The organism is Mycobacterium sp. IS-1556, from assembly GCF_001499985.1.
Taxonomy (GTDB): Bacteria; Actinomycetota; Actinomycetes; order Mycobacteriales; family Mycobacteriaceae; genus Mycobacterium.
Genome location: NZ_LQIM01000023.1, coordinates 227,875 through 248,536, shown reverse-complemented (window position 1 = coordinate 248,536; position 20,662 = coordinate 227,875). Strand labels below are relative to the sequence as shown.

Genomic DNA, 20,662 nt, shown 5'->3' with positions numbered 1-20,662 from the left:
GCAAGAACTCCGGTGCCCCCAGTCGGACTCGAACCGACACTGTGCGGATTTTAAGTCCGCTGCCTCTGCCAATTGGGCTATGGGGGCGTCCACCGATGAGCACGCTACCCAACGCGTCGAGTGTTGGTTGATGACCGTCGCAGCGACGAAAACGTGCGTCAGCCTGACACTCGGCGAGTGTCCGCGCTACAGCCGTCGGCTCAGACCTCACCGCACCTTCAGTAGGGCATCGTCGCGACGGTGTGGAGGACCGTGCCCGCACCCCACTCGCGATGCTTGACCGCGGTGCCCGCGGCGATGGCAGGTTCCCCGCGGCCGGGCCGGGGAAGGTGCCCGAGAGATCGCTCACCGCGTCATCAACGACAAAATCGCGCGGTTGAGCTGCCGGCGGGGCCAACCCAATCGTCCCCCCTCGGCCAGCGCCGCGCGCCGCGTTGCGTCCGCAGGCGCCGTGCACTCCCCCGCCCGGCGATGCGCCTGCGCTGCCGAGATACACGTTCTCCACCGGTGTTTCGGCACCGCCGAAGCCCGGCATCGGCCGGAAAATCAACTGCTGGAACAGCTGTGAGGTGCCGCCGTTGACGGCCCCCGCATACAGGTTGGCGTCGCTGGCCTCGAGGTCGGACGGCCGCTGGATCGACTTGCCGACGACATGGTCACCGAACCCTGGGGCATACTTCTCCAGCACCATGTCCACCGCCGCCGACAGCTGGTCGGCCGATGCGTTATCGGCGACGCCGCGCGGCAGATGCGTATACGCCCAAGCGCTTTCGGTGCCCTCCGGCGATCGGCTGGGATCGGCCGTCGTCATCTGCCCGAACAACATGAACGGATGCAGCGGCACCGTCCCCGTGTTGAGATCGGCCATCCACCGGATCAGGCCATCGTGATCGGCGCCGATGTGAACGGTTCCGGCGTCGCTCAGGCTCTTCGACCGCCACGGGATGGGTGCGTCCAGTGCGTAGTTGATCTTCAACACCGGTGTGTCCCAGACGAAGCGGTCGATGCTCTGCAGCACCGAGTCGGGAAGGGCGTCGGCGGGCAGAAGCCGGCGGTACAGCATCGGCGCCGAGGTGTCGGCGATGACTGCGCGCCGCACCCGCACGGTGTCACCGCCTGTGGTGCGCACGGACACGGCGCGGCGACCGCGGACCTCGATCGCGTCGACCTCGTGCCCACACTCGATGTGGGCGCCGGCCGATCGCGCCCGGCGCACCAGCGCCTCGGCCAGCTGTCCCGCGCCGCCGACCGGAACCGGGAAGCCGCCGTCCTGCGCCATCATGATCAGCATGTAGCCCATGACGCCGCTGCCCGGCGCGTCGATCGGCACGTCGGCATGCATCGCATTGCCCAGCAACAGGAGTCGGGCCGCCTCGCCGTCGAACAGGTGCTCACCCATCACGCCGGCGGGTAGCAGCAGCAGATGCGCCAGTCGCAACGCCTCGGCGGTGCCGAGTTTGCGTAGCAGACCGACCGCCCCGCGTACGGGCGGAAACGGCGCGAACAATGTGTCCAGGAGCGGTTCCTTGATCTGGCACCACTGGTCGAACAGTTCCCGCCACCGCGCTCCGTCACCGGGATCGCGCCGATCCAGATCGTCGGCAGTGCGGTCGATGTCGCGCCAGATCACCGGAGCGTCGTCGTCATCGGCCGAACGCGCGTGGCCGACCACCCCGGGTGAATGCGACCACCGCAGCCCGTGGTCCTCGAGGTGCAGCGCTTTCAACGCCGGCGACACCACGGACAACGGATAGAAGGCGCTGTAGAGGTCGCTGACGAATCCGGGAAACAGTTCGGCACTCTTCACCGCGCCGCCGGGTTGCTGCTGTGCTTCCAGAACGAGCACATCCCATCCCGCGTCGGCGAGCATCGCCGCGGCGACAAGACCGTTGTGGCCCGCTCCGATCACCACGGCGTCGGCGGTGGCAGCGACGCTCACTTCGAGATCAACCTGTTGGAGGCCGCCTTGACCGAATCCGGAAGGACGCGGTTCACCAGTCCCATCGCCTTCGAAAGCGGTGAGGCGGCAACGACTTTGCGCTCGCCGGTCATCAGCGCGTCGTAGCCCTGCTTGGCGACCTTGGCGGCGTCGTCTTTGGGCATCCGGCCGACGAGCGTGTCCAGCATGTCGGCGCGGCGGAAGAAGTTGGTGTCGGTGGGGCCCGGCATGAGGGAGGTGATGGTGACGCCGGTGTCGCGCAGTTCGTCCTGCAGCGCCTCGGCGAACGACTGGACGAACGACTTCGACGCGTTGTAGACGGTTTGGTACGAGCCGGGCATCGTCGAGGCGATAGAAGAGGTGAACAACACCTTGCCCGAACCGCGTTTCGCCATGTCGCGCAGCACGAGTTTGGCCAGGTGCGTCGTCGAGCGCACGTTGAGGTCGACGATGTGAAGGTCGTCGTCGAGCTGCCGGTCGACGAACGGGCCGGCCCCGCCGATGCCGGCGTTCAGCGCGATCGCTTCGAGGCGGCGACCGTTCTCGGTGGCAGTGCGGTAGAGGCGCTCGACTTCGTCGGGGTTGCGAAGATCGACCTGCACCGCGTGGATCTCGGCTCCGCCCGCGGCAAGTTTGTCGGCGCCAGCGTGAATCGCATCGTCATCGGCGGCCACGACGACGTCGTATCCGTCGTCGGCAAACAGCTTCGCCAACTCAAATCCGATACCGCTCGAGGCGCCCGTCACAAGCGCAAGTGGTCGTCCCGCTGCCATGGTGGCGGGCTACCCGACGGGGTCTCCGTCAAACGCGCGCGAAGATACCGCGGCGTCAGCCGGCGTCGTCGTCTCCGTTGTCTTCTCCGTCGGGACTCTCGCCGCCTTCGTCATCGTGTCCGTCGTCGGGGATGAGGTAGCGCTGGGGGTGGTGATAGTTGTTGACGCGGGCTTGGCCGGTGTCCAACTGTGGTGGTGGTAGCCATTCGGTGCGGCCGTCTTTGCGTTTTCGGGTGCGCCACCCACCGGGCTTGACCGCCCGGTTGTCGGTCGGGCACGCCAACGTCAGCTCCGTGATGTCGGTCCGGCCGCCCGCAGCCCAGTCCGCGCCGGCATGGTGCACCTGGGAGTGATACGCCGGCGCCGTGCACCCCGGGCGGGTGCACCCACGCTCGCGAGCAAAGAGCATCAACCGCTGCGCCTTGGACGCCAACCGCCGGCCCCGCCCCAGATACAGCGGTTCTTCGGTGTGCTTGTCGAACACCGCCAGATACGGATAGGCGTGCGCGGCCAGTCGGATCACATCAGCCATCGGCACCAACGTTCCGCCGCCGGTGACAGCGTGCCCGGCCGCTGACTGCAGATCCTGCAGCGTGGCGGTGATGATCATGGTGGCAGGCAAACCGTTATGGCTGCCCATTCGGCCCGAGGCCAAAAGATCGCGGCACATCGCGCCGAGCGCGTCGTGGTTGCGCTGTGCGGCCGTGCGGGTGTCCGAGGACACGGCCTCCTCGGCCGGTTCGCCGTTCACACACGGGTTCCCGTCTGCGGGGTTGTTCATTCCCGGGGCGGCGGCCTTGGCGAAAACGGCCTCCAGCGCCGCACTCGTCGCCGGATCGAGCAGCCCGTGCAGCTCGCGCATCCCGTCGCTATGCTGCGCACCAAGTTTCAGCCACCGCTTGCGGGTCCGCAGCTCATCGGAGAACTCTCCGTCCTGATCGAGCAGATAAGCCAACCGGTCGGCGGCCCTGCGCAACTCCTCGGGGGTGTGCTTGGCCGCCAGCTCGGCCAACTGCGCCTCAGCGGCCTCGCGCACGTCAAAGCCCACCGAACGAGGAATCTTCTTGTCGAAGAACGTGCGGATGATTCGCACGTGCTCGGGTCCGATCACCCCACGTTCCACCGCCGTCGCGGTGTGCGCCAGCACCGGCTCCAACACCTCACCGGACATCGTCTGCCGTGGCGCCAACTCCTTGGCCTCGCCCACCCGCCGATTGGCATCGGTGGCAGAGATGCGCAACAGCACCTCCAACGCCTTGGCCACACTGCCGGCCCCCAGTTCTGCGACCGGTGCCCGCTCGAGTTCGGCGACCAACCGGTGCCCCACCGCCGCCTGCGCCCGCGCCAATGTCTCCCACTGCGCCGCCACTGCAAGCTGCTCCGTGGTGCTCAGCGCGTCGAACGATTCGGCCAGCAATCCGGTCAACTCGCGGCTCATCACCGCGATCCGCTCACCGATCCGCTCCACCGACATACTCGAACACTAGTTCGAACCACCGACAGATCCGCCCCGGCTTGTGACTAATGAAACCACTGTGCCGCAAGGGATTACAGGCTACTGCTGGACAGTCTCCTCGGCCAGGGCGACCAGTGCCGCCCGGACGACCTCCGGTCGCTCGTCGACGACGAAATGACTCGCGTCGACCATCGAGACGGTGTAGTCCTCCGCGTTGGCCGTCTCCTCCGCGACGAGTGACGGATGCACGGCGTCATCGCCCGACCCGAACACGCAGCGGATCGGCACCGTGGCCCGCGGCGGGGCGGGCGCCCTGGCCGCGGCGGGCAATTCGCGAAGCAGGAACGTGCGGTAGGTGTCCCGGCCGGTGCGGGCAACGACGGGATCGCGGAAGCGGTCGACATAGACGCGCGCGGTTTCGGGGTCGAGTTCGGACGCGATCCGGAACACGCGCGCCACGAAGTCGGTGCGCCGCTGCAGCGGGGAACCGATCGTGGCCAGCGGCACCTGGTACCAGAGTCGCCACAGATGCGGCGCGAGCACTTTCGGACTCACCCACGGGTGCGCCATGTTCATCGGCAGATAGCCGTCGAAGCGCTCCGGCGCGCCGAGCACCATGCGGTACCCGACGAACGCGCCCCAGTCATGGCCGACCAGCAGCACCCGGTCGAGCCCGAGCGCATCGAGCAGCGCCAGCACATCGGCGGCGACGTCGTCCTTGGCCCACCGGTGCGGCGCGGGCCCCGACCAGCCGTAGCCCGGCAGGTCCGGCGCGATGATCCGTAGCCCGGCGGGCGGGTCGGCCAGCAGATCCCGATACACCCAATGATGTTGCGGCCAGCCGTGCAACGCCACGACGGGACGCCCGTCGGCGGGACCGGCTTCGGTGACGTGGAAGCGCACACCGCGGGCGTCGACGAACGATCGTCGCGCTCCTTCGATCGGAGGCGGTTCAGCGGTCATAACCGCCGACTATAGGCTGCCGCCGCGCTACCGTGCCGATATGGCCGGATACCGAACTCTGTTCGACGCCAGCATCGCCGATCCAGCAGCATTCTGGGCCGACGCCGCCCGTGCGGTCACGTGGACCCGCGAGCCGAAGCAGGTCCTCGACGACTCCAATCCGCCGTTCTACCGCTGGTTCGCCGACGGCGAGCTGAACACCTGCGCCAACGCACTCGACCGCCACGTCGAACAAGGCCGCGCCGACCAGCCCGCGCTGATCTACGACTCGCCCGTCACCGGTTCGCAGCGAACCTACACATACCGCGAATTACTCGATGCGACAGCACGTTTCGCGGCGGCCCTGCGCCGCCTCGGCGTCGGCAAGGGCGACCGCGTCGTCATCTACATGCCGATGGTGCCCGAGGCGGCGATCGCGATGCTGGCGTGCGCCCGACTCGGTGCGATCCACTCGGTGGTGTTCGGCGGATTCGCCGCACACGAACTCGCGGCCCGCATCGACGACGTCCGCCCGTCTGTGGTCGTCTCGGCATCGTGCGGTGTGGAGCCGACGCGGACCGTCGAATACAAACCGATGCTCGACGCGGCGCTGCAGATCGCCGAGCACAGCAGCGTGAGTTGCGTGATCCTGCAACGCGACCAATGTCGTTGCGAGTTGGTGGAGAACCGCGATCACGACTGGCATGAACTGATGGCCACCGACGACAAAGCCGAACCCGTGCCCGTCGCCGCCACCGATCCGCTGTATGTGCTCTACACCTCCGGAACCACCGGCAAGCCGAAGGGCATCGTCCGCGACAACGGGGGACATGCCGTCGCGCTGCTGTGGAGCATGCGCAACATCTACGACACCCATCCCGGCGACGTGTTCTGGGCCGCTTCCGACGTCGGCTGGGTGGTCGGCCACTCCTACATCGTCTACGGGCCGCTGCTGCTCGGCGCGACAACCGTGCTCTACGAAGGCAAACCCGTTGGCACGCCGGACGCCGGCGCGTTCTGGCGCGTCGCCGCCGAGCACGGCGTGAAGACCATGTTCACCGCGCCGACGGCGATCCGCGCCATCAAGAAGGAGGACCCCGACGGCCTGCATGTCGGCAAGCACGACCTCTCGGCGCTGCGGTATCTGTTCCAGGCCGGTGAACGCCTCGACCCCGGCACCTATTACTGGGCCTCGGAGAAACTCGGGGTTCCGGTGGTCGACCACTGGTGGCAGACCGAGACCGGATGGTCGATCGCCGCCAACCCGATGGGTGTTGAGCCGCAACCCATCAAGCCGGGCTCGGCCGCGCTGGCGATGCCCGGATACGACGTCCGGATCCTGCGCCCGGACGGCTCGGAGTGCGAGCCGAACGAGGAGGGGGCGATCTGTGTCAAGCTGCCGCTGCCGCCGGGGACCCTGCCGACGCTGTGGGGTGCCGACGACCGTTACGTCGCGTCATACCTGTCGGCGTATCCCGGCCACTACCTCACCGGTGACGGCGGATACGTCGACGAGGACGGCTTCCTCTTCGTGATGGGACGGACCGACGACGTGATCAACGTCGCCGGGCACCGGATGTCGACGGGGTCGGTCGAGGCCGTCCTGGCCGCCCATCCTGCGGTCGCCGAGTGTGCAGTCATCGGCGTGAGCGACGAGATCAAGGGCCAGGTGCCGCGCGGCTTCGTCGTACTCAAGGCCGGCGCCAAGGCCGACCGGTTGGCTGAGGAGCTGGTCGAGGCGGTACGGCAGAACATCGGCGCGGTCGCCAGCTTGAAGGTCGTCGACGTCGTAGCGGCGTTGCCCAAGACCCGCTCCGGCAAGATTTTGCGCAAGACCATGCGGGGCATCGCCGAGGGTCGAGACGAGCCGGTCCCCTCGACGATCGAGGATCCCGCGGTGCTCGACGCGCTGAAGCCGATCTTGCGCGGCGGTGCCGCTTAGCCCGCGCAGACATCGTCATATCGGCATATATTCGTTGTTACGCCCGTGATTTCGCCGTCGCGAACGGGCGTCACAACACGAGGAGTTGATCCGCGATGCCCACCTCTCCTAAGCCTGCGGCCAAGGCCAAGACGGGCTGTACCTGCAACTGCCACAAGTGCGATCAAGGTCATCACTGCGGAAACGCGCCCAACTGCTACGTCAGGAAGTAGCTGCCGAATCCGCGTTTGCCTCGCCTTTCCCCGGGTAGTTCTCGGCTCACCTCGAGGAAAGGAACAACAATGGTCAGCAGTCACCCGCCGGGGCCGACGGCGGCATCCCGGTACGGCTCACCTGCGCAAAAGGCCGCCCTCGCCGTCGGTGCAGTATTCCTGCTCGTCGGCATCTTGGGCTTCATCCCCGGAATCACCACGAACTACGACACCATGACGTTCGCGGGCCATGATTCCGACGCCCATCTGCTCGGCATCTTCAACGTCTCGATCCTGCACAACATCGTGCACCTGCTGTTCGGTGTGGCCGGGGTGCTGATGGCGCGCACGTTTTCAGGCGCGCGCGCTTTCCTGGTCGGCGGCGGCGTCATCTACCTGCTGCTCTTCGTGTACGGCCTGGTCATCGACCATGACAGCGCAGCGAACTTCGTGCCGTTGAACACCGCCGACAACTGGCTGCACCTGGCGCTCGCGGTCGGCATGATCGCGCTCGGTGTGTTGCTGTCGCGCCACGACATCGACGCGAACACACCGATGAGACGCAACCCCCGCTAGCGACGGCGACGCCCGGTTAACGTCCGGGCGGACGGGGTATCACCTGCAGGTCCGTCAATAACGGTCCGGACGGAGGCGAGGGATGGCGAGGGCGCCCAAGTACATGGCTGTGCAGGCGGCAGCGTTGTTCGCGGGCGCCGCGCTGATCATTCTCGGTGTCCTCGGTTTCATTCCGGGCATCACGCACGACTACGACCGTCTGGACTGGTTCGGCCAGGAATCCGGCGCGCGCCTGTTCGGCATGTTCGTGGTGTCGGGAGTGCACAACGCGGTCAACCTGGTGATCGGCGCGCTGGGTTTGGTGATGGCGCGTAGCTACGCCGCGGCCCGGGCGTATTTCCTCGGCGGCGGCCTGGTGTACATCGCACTGTGGGCTTACGCGTTGAGCGTGGCGCACGCGTTCGACTGGTTGTGGTTCAGTCTGGGCGTCGTCATGGTCATCCTCGGGTTGACACTGGCGGGCCAGCGCGACCCGACGAGGCGCCACAGCAGGATTCGCGCCTGAACTGGCCACCGACGAAAACACAAGAGAACGGCCGGGTTTGACCCCGCGCCGATCCCACGCCGCGAAGATGCTGTAGCCGGCTGGCCGGCCGGACTCGACGGTCTCGACTGTGCCGCAGCGCATTTCCTGAAAAGTAACGTGAGCGTTGCATACACATGGTTGTCTGGGTGGGTGAGCACGGCGACCACGCCGGACACCGGCGTTCGACGCACTCTGAACTTGGCCTTGGCCACGTGGGTCTCCGCCATCAACTTCTGGGCCTGGAACATGATCGGCCCGCTGTCGACCACCTACGCTGCCGACCTGACGCTGAGCAGTGCCGAGGCCTCGATGCTGGTCGCGACGCCGATCCTGGTCGGCGCGCTCGGCCGGATCGTCGTCGGGTCGCTCACCGACCGGTTCGGCGGCCGCGCGATGTTCATCGCGATCTCGGTGATCTCGATCGTGCCGGTGCTGGCGGTCGGCGCCGCAGGGTCGGCCGGGTCCTACCCGATGCTGCTGGTGTGCGGGTTCTTCCTGGGCATCGCCGGCACCGTCTTCGCCGTCGGCATCCCGTTCGCCAACAACTGGTATGACGCGTCGCGGCGCGGGTTCGCCACCGGCGTCTTCGGGATGGGCATGGTGGGCACCGCGCTGTCGGCGTTCTTCACCCCCCGGTTCGTCGGCTGGTTCGGGCTGTTCCCCACCCACGTCATCATCGCGGTCGCGTTGGCGCTCACCGCCGTCCTGTGCCTGGTGCTCATGGGCAACTCACCGACATTCGCGCCGAACACCGACCGGGTGCTGCCCAAGCTGAAGGCGGCCGCGAAACTGTCGGTCACCTGGGAGATGTCGTTCCTCTACGCGATCGTGTTCGGCGGGTTCGTGGCGTTCAGCAACTACCTGCCGACCTACATCAAGACGATCTACGGCTTCTCCGCGGTTGACGCGGGCGCGCGCACCGCGGGCTTCGCGCTGGCCGCCGTGCTCGCCCGGCCCGTGGGCGGGGCGCTGGCCGACCGTTTCGCGCCGAAGTACGTGGTGCTGGCGTCGTTCGGCGGCACCGCGCTGATGGCGCTCATCGCCATGCTGCAGCCACCGCCGGACGTGTTGTCGGCGGCCACCTTCATCACACTGGCGGTCTTCCTCGGTATCGGCACCGGCGGCGTGTTCGCGTGGGTCGCGCGTCGCTCGCCGCGGAACTCTGTCGGCTCGGTCACCGGAATCGTCTCGGCCGCAGGCGGTTTGGGCGGCTACTTCCCGCCGTTGGTGATGGGATCGACCTACGACGCCGCCGAGAACGACTATTCGGTCGGGCTGGTCCTGTTGGTGGCGACCGCGCTGATCGCGTTCGGTTACACCGCACTGCGGCTACATGCCCACGAGCCGCAACCCGAGGAGGCGCCAAGGTGACCATCACGCCGCACATCGGCGGTCGGGTCGAGGAACTGCTCGAGCGCAGCGGTCGGTTCTTCACCCCCGGCGAGGCCTCCGCCGACGGGCGCACCGTGCACCGCCGTGGCGGCCGCGAAGGCGACATCTTCTACCGCGACCGGTGGAGCCACGACAAGGTCGTCCGCTCCACCCACGGAGTCAACTGCACCGGGTCGTGCTCGTGGAAGATCTACGTCAAGGACGGCATCATCACCTGGGAGACGCAGGAGACCGACTATCCGTCGGTCGGGCCGGACCGCCCGGAGTACGAACCGCGGGGCTGTCCACGCGGGGCCGCGTTCTCCTGGTACACCTATTCGCCGACGCGGGTGCGCTACCCGTATGCGCGCGGGGAACTGGTGCAGATGTACCGCGAGGCCAAGGCGCGGCTGTCCGACCCGGTGTTCGCGTGGGCCGACATTCAGGCCGACCCGGAGCGTCGCCAGCGCTACCAGCGTGCGCGCGGCAAGGGCGGCCTGGTGCGGGTGAGTTGGGCCGAGGCCACCGAGATGATCGCGGCGGCGCACGTCCACACCATCAAGCAGTACGGGCCCGACCGGGTGGCGGGATTCTCGCCGATTCCGGCGATGTCGATGGTGTCGTTCGCCGCGGGCTCGCGGTTCATCGAACTGCTCGGCGGCGTGATGACGTCGTTCTACGACTGGTACGCCGACCTTCCGGTGGCCTCGCCGCAGGTTTTCGGCGACCAGACCGACGTACCGGAGTCCGGTGACTGGTGGGACGCGTCGTATCTGATGATGTGGGGCTCCAACGTGCCGGTGACCCGAACGCCGGACGCGCACTGGATGACCGAGGTGCGCTACCGCGGCACGAAGGTCGTCAGTGTCAGCCCCGACTACGCCGACAACACCAAGTTCGCCGACGAGTGGATGCCGTGCGCAGCGGGCACCGACGGCGCGTTGGCGATGGCGATGGGCCACGTCGTGCTATCGGAATTCTTTGTTCAGCAAAGGGTTCCGTTCTTCGTCGACTACGTGCGCAAGTTCACCGACCTGCCGTTCCTGGTCAAGCTCGAGGAGCGCGACGGCACGCTGGTCCCAGGCAAGAACCTGACCGCGGCCGACCTCGGCGGCGAGCCGGCGGCGCAGGAGAACGCGGCGTTCAAACCGGTGCTGCTCGACGGGGCGACCGACAGCGTCGCGGTGCCACAGGGCTCATTGGGCTTCCGCTTCGGGGACGACGGAATCACCAAGTGGAACCTGGAACTCGGCGACCTGGTGCCGGCGTTGACGGTGCTGAGGGCCGAAGGCGATGAGGCGGCGGAGGTTTCGTTGCCACGCTTTGACACCTTCGACGGACGCGCCGAGACCCTGACCCGCGGCGTGCCGGTGCGACGGGTCGGTGAACACCTGGTGTGCACGGTGTTCGATCTGATGCTGGCGCAGTACGGCGTGGCCCGGCCCGGGCTGCCCGGCGACTGGCCCACCGGTTACGACGATCCCAGCCGGCCCTACACGCCGGCCTGGCAGGAGCAGATCACCGGAGTGGCTGCGGCTCAAGCGATCCGGATCGCCAAAGAGTTCGCCCGCAACGCCGAGGAGTCCAACGGCCGGTCGATGATCATCATGGGCGCAGGGATCTGCCAGTGGTTCCACGGTGACGCCACCTACCGCGCGGTGCTGGCACTCGTGTTGCTCACCGGTGCGATGGGACGCAACGGCGGCGGCTGGGCGCACTACGTCGGGCAGGAGAAGTGCCGGCCGGTGACGGGCTGGTCGGCGTTGGCGATGGGCACCGACTGGTCGCGACCGCCGCGGCAGGTGCCCGGCACCTCTTACTGGTACGTCCACACCGACCAGTGGCGTTACGACGGTTACCGCGCCGACGCGCTGTCCAGTCCGCTGGGCCGCGGCCGGTTCCGCGACCGGCACACCATGGATGTCCTCGCCTCGTCGGCGGCGATGGGCTGGAGCCCGTTCTATCCGCAGTTCGACCGCTCCAGCCTCGACGTGGCCGACGACGCCCACGCCGCCGGGCAGGACGTCGCGACCTACGTCACCGAGCAACTCGCCGAGGGTCGGCTCAAGCTCGCGGTCACCGACCCCGACAACCCAGTGAACTGGCCGCGGGTGCTGTCCGTCTGGCGGGCGAACCTGCTCGGCTCGTCGAGCAAGGGCAACGAGTACTTCCTGCGTCACCTGCTCGGCACCGACTCCAACCTACAGGCGGAGCCGACGCCGGAATCGGTGCGGCCCAACGACATCGCGTGGACTCCGGACATCCCGGAGGGCAAGCTCGACATGCTGATGTCGATCGACTTCCGGATGACCTCGACCACGTTGCTCTCGGATGTGGTGCTGCCCGCGGCCACCTGGTATGAGAAGCACGACCTGTCGAGCACCGACATGCACCCCTACGTGCACGCGTTCACCCCAGCCGTCGACCCGCCGTGGGAAACGCATTCCGACTTCGAGGCGTTCGGTGCCATCGCGCGGGTGTTCAGCGGGCTGGCGGCCAAGCACCTCGGTGTGCGCAGCGACGTGGTGATCGGCGCGCTTCAACACGACACCGCCGGCGCGATGGCCTATCGCGGTGGGACCGAAAGCGATTGGCGCACCACCGGGGAGACACCGGTGCCCGGTAAGACCATGGGCCCGCTGGCGGTGGTCGAACGCGACTACCCTGCGGTCGCCGAGAAGTGGGCGACGCTCGGACCGCTCGTCGAGCGCCTGGGCCTGACGACCAAGGGGGTCACCGTCCACCCCGACGAGGAAGTCGAGCAGCTCGCGGCCAGGTTCGGGGTGATGAACTCCGGTCGGGCCGAGGGCCGGCCGGCGATCAACACCGCCGAGCGGATGGCCGAGGCGATCCTGACGCTGTCCGGGACAACCAACGGACGCCTGGCCGTGCAGGGGTTCCGCGAGCTGGAGCGCCGGACCGGGCGGCGCCTGGTGCATCTGGCCGAGGGCAGTGAGGAACGCCGAATCACGTTCGCCGACACCCAGGCCCGGCCGGTCCCGGTGATCACCAGCCCGGAGTGGTCGGGCAGTGAGACCGGCGGGCGCCGGTACGCGCCGTTCACCGTCAACATCGAAGAACTCAAACCGTTCCACACGCTGACCGGCCGGATGCACTTCTACCTCGACCACGACTGGTTGGAGGAACTCGGCGAGCAGTTGCCGACCTACCGTCCGCCGCTGGACATGTCGCGGCTGTTCGGCGAGTCGGCGGTGGGTGAGCATGACGGGGTGGCGTTGACGGTCCGCTATCTGACACCGCACTCGAAGTGGTCGATTCACTCCGAGTACCAGGACAACCTGTTCATGCTGTCGTTGTCGCGCGGCGGCCCGACGATGTGGATGAGCCCGGCCGACGCCGCGAAAATCTCGGTGCGCGACAACGACTGGGTCGAGGCGGTCAACCGCAACGGCGTGCTGGTGTGCCGGGCGATCGTGTCGCACCGGATGCCCGAGGGTGTGGTGTTCGTCTATCACGTGCAGGAACGCACCATCGACGTGCCGCTGAGCGAGACCACCGGTAAGCGCGGCGGCATCCACAATTCGCTGACCCGCCTGCTGATCAAGCCCAGCCACCTCGCCGGCGGATACGCCCAGATGGCCTTCGCGTTCAACTATCTCGGCCCGACCGGCAATCAGCGCGACGAGGTGACGGTGGTGCGGCGCCGAAGCCAGGAGGTGGCGTACTGATGCGCCGAGCGAAGAATGAGCGAGGCAGACAGCGAGGCAGGAAATGAAAGTCATGGCGCAGATGGCGATGGTGATGAACCTCGACAAATGCATCGGCTGCCACACCTGCTCGGTGACGTGCAAACAGGCCTGGACCAACCGGCCCGGCACCGAGTACGTCTGGTTCAACAACGTCGAAACCCGCCCCGGCCAAGGATATCCACGCACTTACGAAGATCAGGAGCGCTGGCGTGGCGGATGGATACGCGACGGCAAGGGCCGGCTGCGGCTGCGCGACGGCGGCCGGCTCAGCAAGCTGCTGCGGATCTTCGCCAACCCGAAGATGCCCAGCATCAGCGACTACTACGAGCCGTGGACCTATGACTACGAGAACCTGACCAAGGCGCCGCTGGGCGAACACATGCCGGTGGCGCCACCACGCAGCCTGATCAGCGGCGAACCGATGAAGGTCGAGTGGTCGGCGAACTGGGACGACGACCTCGGCGGTTCACCGGAGATCGTGTCCGGAGATCCGGTGCTGAAACAGGTGAGCGAGCAGGTCCGCCTCGAACTCGAGCAGACGTTCATGTTCTACCTGCCGCGCATCTGCGAGCACTGCCTGAACCCGTCGTGCGTCGCGTCGTGTCCGTCGGGTGCGCTCTATAAGCGCTCCGAGGACGGCATCGTGCTGGTCGATCAGGACCGCTGCCGCGGCTGGCGGATGTGTGTGTCGGGATGCCCTTACAAGAAGGTGTATTTCAACCACAAGACCGGCAAGGCCGAGAAGTGTACGTTCTGCTATCCGCGCATCGAGGTCGGACTGCCGACGGTGTGTTCGGAGACCTGTGTGGGCCGGTTGCGGTACCTGGGTCTGGTTTTCTACGACGTCGACCGCGTGCTCGAGGCGGCGTCGGTGGAGAGCGATGCCGACCTCTACGAGGCGCAGAAGTCGATCATCCTGAACCCGCACGACCCCGAGGTGATCGCCGGGGCCCACGCCGAGGGCATCTCCGAGGAGTGGATCGAGGCCGCGCAGCGCTCACCGGTGTACGCACTGATCCACCGCTACCAGGTGGCGCTGCCGCTGCATCCGGAGTACCGGACCATGCCGATGGTCTGGTACATCCCGCCGCTGTCGCCGGTGGTCGACGCCGTCGCCCGCGACGGCCACGACGGCGAGGAGTTGGGCAATCTGTTCGGCGCGCTGGAGGCGCTGCGCATTCCGATCGAATACCTCGCCGGGCTGTTCACCGCCGGCGACACCGCTGTGGTGCAGGGCGTGCTGCGCCGGCTGGCCGCGATGCGGTCCTACATGCGTGACATCAGCCTGGGTCGGGAGACCCAGCCGCACATCCCGCAGGCGGTCGAAATGACAGAAGAGCAGATCTACGAGATGTACCGTCTGCTCGCGTTGGCGAAATACGAAGAGCGCTACGTCATTCCGACCGCGTACGTCGCCGACGCGCACGCCTTGGAGGCGCAGGCGCTCGAGGAACCCGGCTGCTCGCTGTCGTTCGAGGGCGGGCCGGGTATGTACGATTCGGGGCCGTTCGGAGAGGCCAGCGGCGGCCCGGTGCCGGTGGCGGTGGAGAGCTTCCACGCGCTGCACCACCGGCAGACCAGTGAGGGAATTGCGGTCACCGAGTCGCGCCCGTCGCGGGTGAACCTGCTCAACTGGGACGGCCGCGGCGAGCCCAGCGGAATCTTCCCCGACCGCAGGCCGGAGCAATGAAACTCCGTAGAAGTCAACGAGAGTCGACGCTCGAGCATCGACTCGTGTGGCAGGCCGCCGCCCTGCTGTTGGCCTACCCCGACGATCAGCATGCCGAGCGGTTGACCACCGTCGGAGAGCTGCTGGCACACCTGTCGGGCAGGCCCGCCCAGCTCCTCGGTGACACCGTCGCCGCGGTGCGGGCGATCGAGCCGATGCAGGCGCAGATCGACTATGTCAACACCTTCGACATGCGGCGCCGCGCCACGATGTACCTGACCTACTGGACCGCCGGCGACACCCGCAACCGCGGCAACCACATGCTGGCGTTCACTCGCGCCTATCGGGAAGCCGGAGTCGACCCGCCGCAGCGCGAGGCCCCCGACTATCTCCCGGTGGTGCTCGAGTTCGCCGCGACCGTCGACCCGGCGGCGGGCCGACGGCTCCTCATCGAGCACCGGGTGCCGATCGACCTGCTTCGCGACGCGTTGGAACAGTGGTGCTCGCCCTACCTGCACGCGGTCAGCGCCGTCTGCGAGACGCTTCCGCTGCGAACCGACTCAGAAACCCAGCGGGCGCAGCGGCTGGCCGCCGCGGGTCCGCCGACCGAATCCGTTGGGCTGCAACCGTTCACCCTGACGGTGCCGCCCCGACGCGTCCAAGGAGTTTGACATGTCGGGTTGGGAGATCTTCTGGGACGTCGTGCCGTACGTGACGTTGGCGATCGTCGCGGTGGGCATCTGGTGGCGATACCGCTACGACAAGTTCGGCTGGACCACCCGCTCGTCGCAGCTGTACGAATCTCGGTTGCTGCGCATCGGCAGCCCGATGTTCCACTTCGGCATCCTGGTGGTGATCGTCGGGCACATCATCGGGTTGGTGATCCCTGAATCATGGACCGACGCAATCGGGCTCAGCGATCACGCCTACCACCTGCAGGCGATGGTCCTCGGCGCCATCGCCGGAGTCACCACGCTGACGGGGATCGCGTTGCTGGTTTTCCGCCGCCGCACCACGGGCCCCGTCTTCTTGGCCACCACCGGCAACGACAAGGTCATGTATCTGGTGCTGGTGATGGCGATAATCGCCGGTCTGGCGTGCACCCTGATCGGTGCGACACCCGTCGGCGCCGAACACGACTACCGCCAGACCGTGTCGCCGTGGTTCCGGTCCATCTGGATCCTGCAGCCGCGCGGCGACCTGATGGCGCAGGCGCCGCTGTGGTTCCACATCCACGTGATGATCGCGCTGGTGCTGTTCTGCCTGTGGCCGTTCACCCGGCTGGTGCATGTGTTCAGTGCACCGATCGGTTACCTGTTCCGGCCGTACATCGTTTACCGCAGCCGCGATGTCGTCGACAGCGGTGAGCTCGTCGGTTCGCGCCCGCACCGCCGCGGCTGGTGACTCAGGCGTTCTCTGCGCGCTGATCGGACGCGCCGCGCACCAGCACACAGCACCTACCCTGGCGAGGGCTCAGTTCCGCGCGCGCCCCGGGACTCGAACTGCCCTCGATGACGCCCTCGACCAGCTGAAGGTTCAATCCGCACACGACCTCCAGGTGGTCCTTCGCAACGGAGTGGAACGGACAGTTGCGCAACGTGATAGAGCCGTCGGCGTCCGCCTGGGGTAGGTAGCCACAGTCGCGCAGCGCTTCCATCACGTCGCCGTCGGCATCAACGGCGGCCCGTCGCCCGGTGTCGCGGGCGGCGATCGTCAACGCCGACCGGACCGTCCCGCCGGTGTCCTGTTCGATCGAGGAGACGAGCAACCGCGCGAGCAACAGATAGTCGCGCGGCGGCACGCTGACGACGATCTCGTCCGCTGTGCGGGTGTAGAGCTTGGCGGGACGCCCGGCGCCGGGTCCGCCGCGACCGGCCGGCCGCTGGTAGCTGACGGCCAGCAGGCCGGCGTCGGCGAGCTTGTCCAAGTGGTAGGCGGCCAAGGTGCGGCCGATTCCCACCGCGGCGGCGGCCGCGTCGCGCGACACCGGCGCGCCGCGCTCCACGACATAGTCGTGCAACCGGCGGCGCAGAGGATCATCCAGGCTGTTCAGCGCCGTCAACGAGGCGGAGTCCGCGAACCGGCGGGCCATCTGCAAATTCTAACACTAATAACTATTGACAAATCTATGCCGCGGGTGTGGTCTAAAAGACATAAGTTGATGTTTTAGAAAGGGGTTCCCCATGACCACCTCGAACGTCCAGCCCGCGCCGGACCACGCGCCGACGGGTCCGCTGCAACGCGCCCGCACCGATCCCGCCTACGCGGCCTATCTGCTGTTGCGGATCGGATTCACCGCGCTGCCGATCCTGATGGGCTTGGACAAATTCACCAATCTGCTGACCGACTGGGAGGGCTACCTCGCGCCGTGGATCGTCGACCTCAGTCCTCTGACCGCGCACCAGACGATGCTGCTCGTCGGGGTGATCGAGATCGTGGCCGGCGTTGCGGTGGCGGTGAAACCTCGATACGCCGCCTACGTCGTCGCGCTCTGGCTCGCGGGGATCATCGTCAACCTGGTGAGCTACCCCGGGTTCTATGACGTCGCGCTGCGGGACTTCGGCCTGCTGGTGGGCGCGTTGGCCCTCGGGTGGCTGGCATCGGTGTACGACACGCCGCTGCACCGCCGCACCACACCGTGATGGTCAAGTAGGGACCGGCAAAGTAGGGACCTAAGCCCCTACTGCCGCGACCACCGGCGGCAGACAGTGGACGTATGGAGCAGCTCACCACCCTGGACGCGGGATTCCTGCAAGCCGAGGACTCCGACCCCCATGTGAGCCTCGCGATCGGCGCCATCGCCGTCCTCGCCGGACCGATGCCCGACTTCGACTCGCTCGCAACCGGTCTGGCCGAGCGGCTGATGGCGGTACCGCGGTTCAGGCAGACCCTGCGCATGCGTCCGCTCGATCTCGGTGCCCCGGAGTGGATTGAGGGCGCCGAGGTCGACATCTCCCATCACATCCGTCGGGCGGCGTTGCCGCGGCCGGGCGACGATGCGGCGTTGTTCCGTTGGGCCGCCGAGGTGATGGAGCGACGACTGGACCGCGACCGGCCGCTGTGGGAGTGCTGGATCGTCGACGGCCTGGCCTACAACCGGTGGGCGATGCTGATGAAGATCCACCACTGCATCGCCGACGGGGTGGCGGCGACGCATCTGCTCACCGGGCTCTGTGACGACCACGGCGGCGAGACGTTCGCGACGGCGATCCGCGCTGCGCACGCGCCGGCGCCGGGCGGCCTGCGGCTACCGGCGCTGTCGTTGAACCCGTTCGACTGGGTGGCCTCGGCGTGGCGGACGTCTCGAGGGGTGACGTCCGCCGCCGGCCAGGCGTTGCAGGGGGCGGTCGAAATCGCGGGTGGACTGCTGCGGCCCGCCGCTTCGTCGTCGCTGACCGGGCCGGTGACGAACATGCGCCGCTACGCCTCGGTCGAGGTGTCGCTGGGCGACGTGTCGCGGATCTGCGAACGCTTCGATGTCACGGTCAACGACGTTGCGCTGGCGGCGATCACCGACAGCTTCCGCACGATGCTGATGCGTCGCGGCGAGCAGCCCCGGAGCACGTCACTGCGCACGCTGGTGCCGGTGTCGGTGCGGTCCACCGACGCGGCCGACAAGCCCGACAACCGCGTCTCGGTGATGCTGCCCTACCTCCCGGTGGACAAGGCCGACCCGATCCAGCAGCTGCAGACCGTGCGCGCTCGACTGACCAAAACCAAGGCGAGCGGACAACGCGAGGCGGGCAGCATCTTCGTCGCCGCGGCGAACGCGATCCCGTATGCGCTCACGGCGTGGGCGGTTCGGACGCTGACCCGGCTCCCCCAGCGCGGGGTCGTCACGTTGGCGACGAATGTCCCGGGACCCCGCAAACGGTTGCGGCTCATGGGCCGAGAGGTCATCCGGTTGCTGCCCATCCCGCCGCTGGCGCTTCAATTGCGGACCGGCATCGCGATGCTGAGCTACGCTGACCACCTCGCGTTCGGCATCATCGGCGACTACGACGCCGCACCCGACGTCAACGAACTCGCCGACGGCATCGAGCGGGCGGTGAGCCGACTGGCCTGCCTGAGCGGCCATTGGCGCGCCACCCCGGTCGGCACCCTGGCGCTGGTGCAAGGAGGATGATCGCGGTGACCACGGGACATGAGCTGGAGGCACTCAACCGCAGGCAGTGTCTGGATCTGCTGCAAGGAGTCCGGGTGGGGCGGCTCGTCTTCACCGAGGACGCGTTGCCCGCGGTGCAGCCGGTGAACTTCCGACTGTGGCGTGACGACGTCGTGATCCGGGTCGCCGGCGGCCCGAAACTGGCCGCCGCCACCAACAATCAGGTCGTGGCGTTCCAGGCTGACGAACTCGATGCGGACCTGCGCACCGGTTGGAGTGTCACCGTCGTCGGGCACGCCGAGCCCATCACCGATGTCGAGGAGCTCGTCGAACTGTCCGGAACTTTTCTTCAGCCGTGGGTGGACGGACGTCGGGATCACTTCGTGCGGATCCGTACCGAGAAGATGACCGGACGTCGCTTCCGGGAACGCGGCGTGCCGCAGTATCGCGGAAGGGACGAAAATGTCGTCTCGTCCTGACACCACGACGGTCGACATCGAACTGATCGCCAACGCCGTCGAGTTGGCTTGCCGCGCACCGTCGTTGCACAACAGCCAACCGTGGCGGTGGGTGGTCGGCAATACGACGATCGAACTGCACGCCGACCGCAGTCGGGTGATCCGCTCGGCAGACAGCTCGGGGCGCGAGGCCCTCATCGGCTGCGGCGCGGCCCTCGACCACTTCCGCGTCGCGACGGCGGCGGCCGGCTGGAACACCACCGTCGAAACGTTTCCCGACCCGGACAGCATCGACCTCCTCGCGTCGGTGCGGATCAGTTCTCCGCGGGAAGTCACACCCGCGGTGCGTGAGCGCGCCGATGCAATTCCTGCGCCGGCGCACGGATCGGCTGCCGTTCCGGGCGCCCGGCGATCCGCTGGACCTGTTGTTACCGAACGCTTCCGACGAGAGGTTCTTCGTCGACGTCCTGGCCGCGCACACGCATTCCGAACTGGCCGAGGCTGCGCGGCTCACCGAGTCGCTGCGTTCCGCCGACGATCTCTACCATCGCGAACTTCAGTGGTGGACCGCGCCTTTCCGGCTGTCCGAAGGTGTTCCGCCGAGCGCCCTGGTGTCCGAATCGGAGCGGCGACGGGTGGGCGTCAACCGCAACTTCCGGCCCAGTGGTCATCTCGACCGCCGGTCTGTGACCGCGCACGACCAAGCGGAGATCCTGGTTCTGTCCACTCCGGCGGACACCCGCGAGGACGCCCTCAACTGCGGTCAGGCGTTGTCGAGATTGTTGCTGGACCTCACGATCGCCGGGCTGGCGACCTGCCCGATGACGCACCTCACCGAGGTCGAGGCCGGTCGCGACGCCGTCCGCCGGCTGACGGGCCGCAACGCGGTGCCGCAGGTGTTGATTCGCGTCGGGAAAGCGCCCACCATCGAAGAAACGCCGGCACCGACACCGCGGCGGTCGGTACGGGAAGTCATGGAGACTCGCCGCTAACGGTGCTGAGTT

At 67.5% G+C, this 20,662-nt stretch carries 14 protein-coding genes, 1 tRNA gene and 3 pseudogenes; 12 read left to right on the top strand and 6 right to left on the bottom strand.

Annotated elements, in window-relative coordinates; translation table 11 throughout:
- Positions 1–13: 13 nt before the first annotated feature.
- The 5 genes and pseudogenes from AU187_RS14830 to AU187_RS14810 form a co-directional block, all read right to left on the bottom strand.
- A tRNA-Leu gene (locus AU187_RS14830) sits at positions 14–87 on the bottom strand.
- 258 nt (positions 88–345) lie between these two features.
- Positions 346–1,870 (bottom strand): annotated as a pseudogene (locus AU187_RS14825) (phytoene desaturase family protein).
- A 65-nt stretch (positions 1,871–1,935) separates the two neighbouring features.
- Positions 1,936–2,712 (bottom strand): SDR family NAD(P)-dependent oxidoreductase, encoded by a 777-nt coding sequence (locus tag AU187_RS14820; protein WP_059098031.1) that lies wholly within the window; start codon positions 2,710–2,712, stop codon positions 1,936–1,938.
- Between the two features lie 55 nt (positions 2,713–2,767).
- The gene (locus AU187_RS14815) at positions 2,768–4,186 is read right to left on the bottom strand and encodes an HNH endonuclease signature motif containing protein (RefSeq protein ID WP_059098032.1); all 1,419 of its coding nucleotides are present in this window, start codon (positions 4,184–4,186) and stop codon (positions 2,768–2,770) included.
- A gap of 81 nt (positions 4,187–4,267) precedes the next feature.
- Positions 4,268–5,131 (bottom strand): alpha/beta fold hydrolase, encoded by an 864-nt coding sequence (locus tag AU187_RS14810; RefSeq protein ID WP_059098033.1) that lies wholly within the window; start codon positions 5,129–5,131, stop codon positions 4,268–4,270.
- A 40-nt stretch (positions 5,132–5,171) separates the two neighbouring features.
- Between AU187_RS14810 and AU187_RS14805 the strand changes: the two genes are divergently transcribed.
- From AU187_RS14805 to narI, 8 genes and pseudogenes are all read left to right on the top strand, one after another.
- Positions 5,172–7,052, top strand: coding sequence for a propionyl-CoA synthetase (locus tag AU187_RS14805; RefSeq protein ID WP_059098034.1), 1,881 nt, complete (start codon positions 5,172–5,174; stop codon positions 7,050–7,052).
- Between the two features lie 281 nt (positions 7,053–7,333).
- Entirely contained in the window at positions 7,334–7,819 is a 486-nt protein-coding gene (locus tag AU187_RS14800; RefSeq protein ID WP_059098035.1) for a DUF4383 domain-containing protein, read from the top strand.
- A gap of 82 nt (positions 7,820–7,901) precedes the next feature.
- Positions 7,902–8,324, top strand: coding sequence for a DUF4383 domain-containing protein (locus tag AU187_RS14795; RefSeq protein WP_059098036.1), 423 nt, complete (start codon positions 7,902–7,904; stop codon positions 8,322–8,324).
- A 213-nt stretch (positions 8,325–8,537) separates the two neighbouring features.
- Positions 8,538–9,716, top strand: coding sequence for a nitrate/nitrite transporter (locus AU187_RS14790; RefSeq protein WP_502687766.1), 1,179 nt, complete (start codon positions 8,538–8,540; stop codon positions 9,714–9,716).
- Positions 9,713–13,405: a nitrate reductase subunit alpha gene (locus AU187_RS14785; RefSeq protein ID WP_059166884.1), complete on the top strand. Its 3,693-nt coding sequence runs from the start codon at positions 9,713–9,715 to the stop codon at positions 13,403–13,405. Before AU187_RS14790 ends, AU187_RS14785 begins: the two co-directional genes overlap by 4 nt.
- 43 nt (positions 13,406–13,448) lie before the next feature.
- Complete coding sequence (narH, locus tag AU187_RS14780) at positions 13,449–15,116, top strand: nitrate reductase subunit beta (protein ID WP_059098039.1); 1,668 nt, start codon at positions 13,449–13,451, stop codon at positions 15,114–15,116.
- Positions 15,113–15,766: a nitrate reductase molybdenum cofactor assembly chaperone gene (narJ, locus tag AU187_RS14775; RefSeq protein ID WP_059098040.1), complete on the top strand. Its 654-nt coding sequence runs from the start codon at positions 15,113–15,115 to the stop codon at positions 15,764–15,766. Before narH ends, narJ begins: the two co-directional genes overlap by 4 nt.
- Positions 15,765–16,499: pseudogene (gene narI, locus AU187_RS14770) on the top strand (respiratory nitrate reductase subunit gamma); the annotation flags it as partial. The gene narJ and the pseudogene narI, both read left to right, overlap by 2 nt.
- 1 nt (position 16,500) lies before the next feature.
- Here narI and AU187_RS14765 read toward each other — a convergent pair.
- The gene (locus AU187_RS14765; protein ID WP_059098042.1) at positions 16,501–17,187 is read right to left on the bottom strand and encodes a helix-turn-helix transcriptional regulator; all 687 of its coding nucleotides are present in this window, start codon (positions 17,185–17,187) and stop codon (positions 16,501–16,503) included.
- A gap of 91 nt (positions 17,188–17,278) precedes the next feature.
- Between AU187_RS14765 and AU187_RS14760 the strand changes: the two genes are divergently transcribed.
- The 4 genes and pseudogenes from AU187_RS14760 (at position 17,279) to AU187_RS14745 (ending at position 20,650) form a co-directional block, all read left to right on the top strand.
- Positions 17,279–17,737 (top strand): DoxX family protein, encoded by a 459-nt coding sequence (locus AU187_RS14760; RefSeq protein WP_059098043.1) that lies wholly within the window; start codon positions 17,279–17,281, stop codon positions 17,735–17,737.
- A gap of 74 nt (positions 17,738–17,811) precedes the next feature.
- Positions 17,812–19,221 (top strand): WS/DGAT/MGAT family O-acyltransferase, encoded by a 1,410-nt coding sequence (locus tag AU187_RS14755; protein ID WP_059098044.1) that lies wholly within the window; start codon positions 17,812–17,814, stop codon positions 19,219–19,221.
- Positions 19,222–19,226: 5 nt separating this feature from the next.
- Complete coding sequence (locus AU187_RS14750; protein WP_156425489.1) at positions 19,227–19,679, top strand: pyridoxamine 5'-phosphate oxidase family protein; 453 nt, start codon at positions 19,227–19,229, stop codon at positions 19,677–19,679.
- Positions 19,663–20,650: pseudogene (locus AU187_RS14745) on the top strand (Acg family FMN-binding oxidoreductase). The gene AU187_RS14750 and the pseudogene AU187_RS14745 overlap by 17 nt, the downstream one beginning before the upstream one ends.
- Positions 20,651–20,662 lie beyond the last annotated feature (12 nt).